Annotated in this window: 3 protein-coding genes; all 3 read left to right on the plus strand. The window is 36.7% G+C overall.

The genetic code is table 11. The features are described 5' to 3' along the window. Positions 1 to 520: 520 nt before the first annotated feature. The 3 genes from H164_RS0114115 to H164_RS0114125 are packed head-to-tail and all read left to right on the plus strand — an operon-like array spanning position 521 to position 4,338. Positions 521 to 1,132 (plus strand): BfmA/BtgA family mobilization protein, encoded by a 612-nt coding sequence (locus H164_RS0114115; protein WP_019969226.1) that lies wholly within the window; start codon positions 521 to 523, stop codon positions 1,130 to 1,132. A gap of 3 nt (positions 1,133 to 1,135) precedes the next feature. After that, positions 1,136 to 2,890, plus strand: coding sequence for a DUF5712 family protein (locus H164_RS14980; protein ID WP_019969227.1), 1,755 nt, complete (start codon positions 1,136 to 1,138; stop codon positions 2,888 to 2,890). Further along, positions 2,887 to 4,338, plus strand: coding sequence for a type IV secretory system conjugative DNA transfer family protein (locus H164_RS0114125; RefSeq protein WP_019969228.1), 1,452 nt, complete (start codon positions 2,887 to 2,889; stop codon positions 4,336 to 4,338). Before H164_RS14980 ends, H164_RS0114125 begins: the two co-directional genes overlap by 4 nt.

The following is a 4,338-nucleotide window of genomic DNA, read 5'->3' on the forward strand; positions in this document are numbered from 1 at the left end:
CCCCCGAAAAAGTCGCAATAGACCCCCGAAAAAGTCGCAATAGACATTTGCAACTTATTGATTTACAAAGCCTTTGGTGGTGCCGAAAAATATGCACAAAAAAGTGAGAAAAATATGCTAAAAAACAAACGAACACAAAACAAATGCTGAAATTCATTTGAAAATCAATCACAAAACATTAGGGAAGATAATATGGTTATAACCTTTTTAACATCGAATCCATTTATACTGCCATCTTCATTTTTTGCGCTCATGACTGATGTTTGCCATTTCGCAAAACGAAAGATTTCGTATAAGAAGTATTCTATTTTATAGCAAGCAGGGATTGGACATAATCCAATCCTTAGCAATATAACTGACTGTAAATCAGTTGTTATTTGTTTATTCGTAGATGCATTTTTGCATGCATAATGCAGCCTATTATATCTATAATATATTGATAGTCAATATAAATTCATTAAGAAATATGCATGCATCTAAAGGAATTTAGTTATCTTTGTAGCAAAAAGCAAATAAAAATATGGCTTCAATAAGGATAGATGATTTGACAACCAGACGGTTGTCAGACTTCAAGGGAAAGAAAAGTTATACCGTTATTCTAAACGAAATGATGGATTTCTTCAATAATACCGGCATGAGAGTAACAGATAATATCGCTTCGCCGATTATCGTCACGCAACAGGAATCTGCCAAACTCCAAAAAATAATCAGAGCAATAGAAACTAAACAGAATACTCTTTTGAGAGATATTCTGGAAAAAGCAAATTTTCTGGTCAGAGAATCACAGCAGGAAAAGCCGACTTTACATCGACCGTCTGATGAAGAAAATTACATGGATGTCGAGGAGGTGCAGCAGTTGATGGCGGAATATCAGAAAATGCAGAAAAATGCTGCAGAGAAAGACAATGATATAAAAAAACTCCGACTAGAATGTGAACGCCTTAAAAAAGAACTTGAAACTCATCCGGTACAAAATAATGAAGCCCCAATTAACGTAAAGGTTATATCTGAATGTTTAGATAAACTCTGTGAGAAAAAACAAAGCAAAATGTTCGATGAGGGAAAATATTCTATTGGAAAGGCAGATTTCAATATGTGCATTGATACTATTAGGGAACAGCTTAAAAGATAACGGATGTTTGCACGAGTACATGAATCGACAGAAATAAAAACCGGTAATTCTGGAAGTTGCTTTGCTCTTGCGAAATATCTTGATAAAGAGGCGGAGCAGGAAAATGTTTCCGGTGATACACAGACCGAGAGGGAAACGAGTTCTCGTCTTGTCCATTATCTGGATAAAGAGGAGGGCAACAATTTCTTTTCTTCGACACCCGGCAAGTATGACATGGCAGAAGTCATCGCAAATATCGATGCCAATAAAAAGCATCTGGGAAAAGATGACACCAAATTTTATATGCTTACCATTAATCCGTCTGTAGAAGAACAAAAGTATCTGATAGGAGAGGACATCGAGGACTTCCATTCTTTAAGCAAGGAAAAGCAGGATGCCGTAAAGCAGAAACTTGTGGAGCTCACACGTGCGTCAATGGATGCCTATGCTCGGAATTTCGGACGCAAAAATATCAACAGTGGAGACGATCTTCTCTACTATGCCCGGATAGAGACACAACGGACATACAAGAAAAACAGTGAGGAGGTGCGAAACGGAACGGCAAAAGCTGGTGATTTGAAACCCGGACTTAATCTTCATGTTCATATCATCGTATCGAGAAACAGTAAGGATCAGAAAACCAAACTTTCACCTCATGTCAAGTCAAGGGGTAATTCATGGGTCCTGAATGGAGAAGAAGTTAAACGCGGATTTAATCATGAAATATGGAAACAGGAAGTGCAAAACATCTTTAATGAAAAATTTAATTATGTGTCAAAGGAGAATGAAACTTATGTACCTAAAAAAATATCATCCCATGAAGATAAAAACGAATGTGTATCTGAGAAAATATCAGTAGAAGAGAAAACAAGACAAAGAAAGCCTAGACCTTCAAAATTTGTTGGAACCGTCACTGTTAAAAACTCATATGGGATTGATACAATCCATTTCGTAAACAAAAAGGATTTTTTAAAAACAATCGAAGAAAAAATGAAATCAGAAGACAAGAATAAATGGTCTTTTGAAGTCCGTACAAAATTACCGTCTGTCAGAAAAAGTATCGATGACATTTTCTGTAAGATAAATGGAAAATACAATAATATGCCATTTGTTTGGTACCAGAAAAACAATGGGTTTGCGAAAGTCAACCAACAAGACTATAAACTTAATCAATATGTGGGCGTCATTTCTAAAATAGAAAATGGGAATACTCAATATACATATTACACGGATAAAGAGACCTATCTGATGGAACTAAAAAAAAGCATGGAGAATAAAACATGGTCAGGATATACAACTTTTACACCTGATGCGTCCGTCCGGCAAAAAGCCGATAATATGTTGTTTGAGTTATACGGAAGAAAAAATCCATGTTCAAAGGAAAGATACGAGGAAATGCAGAACTGGAGGACAGAGAGTGTTCGGAGAGACATTTATTGTTCTGCCGTATATATAAGAGAAATGACAAAAGAAACAATGGAGGAATATATAAAAAGCAGTAATAGAAACAATAACGGAAATAAAGAAAAGAAGATTAATAAATTAGGGAAAACAACTATAAAGGGTACATTGAATGGAAATACACCGATGATTTCTATTTCTTCTGAAATAAAAAAGAGGGCTAAAAAGGAAATTCTAAAAGACAATTTCCAAACGGAACGAGCCATTATAGGAAAAACTTCCATGGTCATAAGAACATTGTCCAATCCGGCTGCTTCCGTCAAACAGATGATAATAAGTGAAATAAAGAATATGCTTAACCCAGTAAAGGAATTATGATACAGATATTGATTTATGTATTGGTGGCTTTGTTGGCAGTCATCGTGATAATAGCACTTATTCCAACATCCGATAAAGGTAAAGGAAAAGTAGGGAAAGAAAAGAAAGGCATCTTTTCTCTTTCTACCAAGAGGGGAAAGATAACATTCGGTGATCCTTTTGATAATTTTCTTGTATATGGTGGAGCCAACTCCGGAAAGACCAAGAGTATAGGAAAACCTCTATTGAGGGAATATATACGCAATGATTTTGCCGGATTCATATACGATTATAAGGATTTTGACCTGACAAAAACAGCATACAACCTGACAAAGAAATATTCTTATCCCTACCAGTTCTATTATATATCCTTTGCGGATATGGATAGGACATACAGGGTTAATCCGATAGCTCCGAAAGTCATTCAGGATGACAATATTTTTTTGCAGCTTATCGATGATATGCTTACCGCATACATGGGGGATAATACCAAAAAGGACGAATGGTTTTATGGAGCATTGGGAATTTTGAAAGGGATTGCTATCCGTTTCTATCTTGACTTTCCGAAGATATGTACGATTCCGCACATTGTCAATCTAGCCTGCATAGCTACTGGGGATAAACTTACTGACTTTTTGAACGGAAATGCGCAAAGCAGGATTTTGGCTTCTGCTTTTCTTAATGCAGCGGACAGTCCGAAAACACAAGCGAGTTATTTGTCCAGTCTGACTAATTATCTGGCACCGGTAGCGCAAAACAAAAAAATATGTTACGTTCTTTCGGGAGACGATTTCGAGTTTAACCTGATAGATCCTGAAAATCCAAAATTGGTGGCCGTTGCAAATGCTTATCAGATAGAAAATGTGATTTCTCCAATTATATCTTTGATGATTTCAGCAAGTTCTAGACGATTTACGCTTAACAACGAAGTTCCTTTTATGTACTTTCTTGATGAAGCAACGACTTTTAGGATTTCCGATTTTGAGAAGATGCCATCGGTTCTCCGGGAGTATAAGTGCAGCTTTACATTCATCACACAATCGGCAGCGAAAATCGAGAAACGGTATAGCAGGCTTGACAGAAGCAGCATAGAAGCGAACTTTTCCAACCAGTTCTTTGGTAGGACGAAAGATATCGAGGCCTTGAAGACTTATCCTTTAGTCTTTGGCAAGGAGGAAAAGAAACGTATCTCACGTACCAGCGGAGCAAGTCGTGGAGGAGAAAGCCGTTCGCGTACCATATCGATGCAAAGGGAAGACCGATATGACACTAACTTTTTTACTAATTTGAAAGCAGGAGAATTCTTGGGGAGTGCTGCACATTCCAATTATAGGGATTTTCATTTGAATTTCATGATGTATAAGGCGGATGAGGAGGAAGAACTACCTATAGTTACTAACGTTCTTCCGTCTACACTTGATGATTGTTGGAATAGTATTATAAAGGATTTGACTGTATTTTTGTATTAA

Origin of the sequence: Segatella maculosa DSM 19339 = JCM 15638 (assembly GCF_000382385.1) — a bacterium.
Lineage (GTDB): Bacteria > Bacteroidota > Bacteroidia > Bacteroidales > Bacteroidaceae > Prevotella > Prevotella maculosa.

What these genes read in the sequence shown, in the direction of transcription:
- H164_RS14980 (WP_019969227.1), top strand. Translation starts at nt 1,136, where the DNA reads ATGTTTGCACGAGTACATGAATCGACAGAAATAAAAACCGGTAATTCT.
- H164_RS0114115 (WP_019969226.1), top strand. Translation starts at nt 521, where the DNA reads ATGGCTTCAATAAGGATAGATGATTTGACAACCAGACGGTTGTCAGAC.
- H164_RS0114125 (WP_019969228.1), top strand. Translation starts at nt 2,887, where the DNA reads ATGATACAGATATTGATTTATGTATTGGTGGCTTTGTTGGCAGTCATC.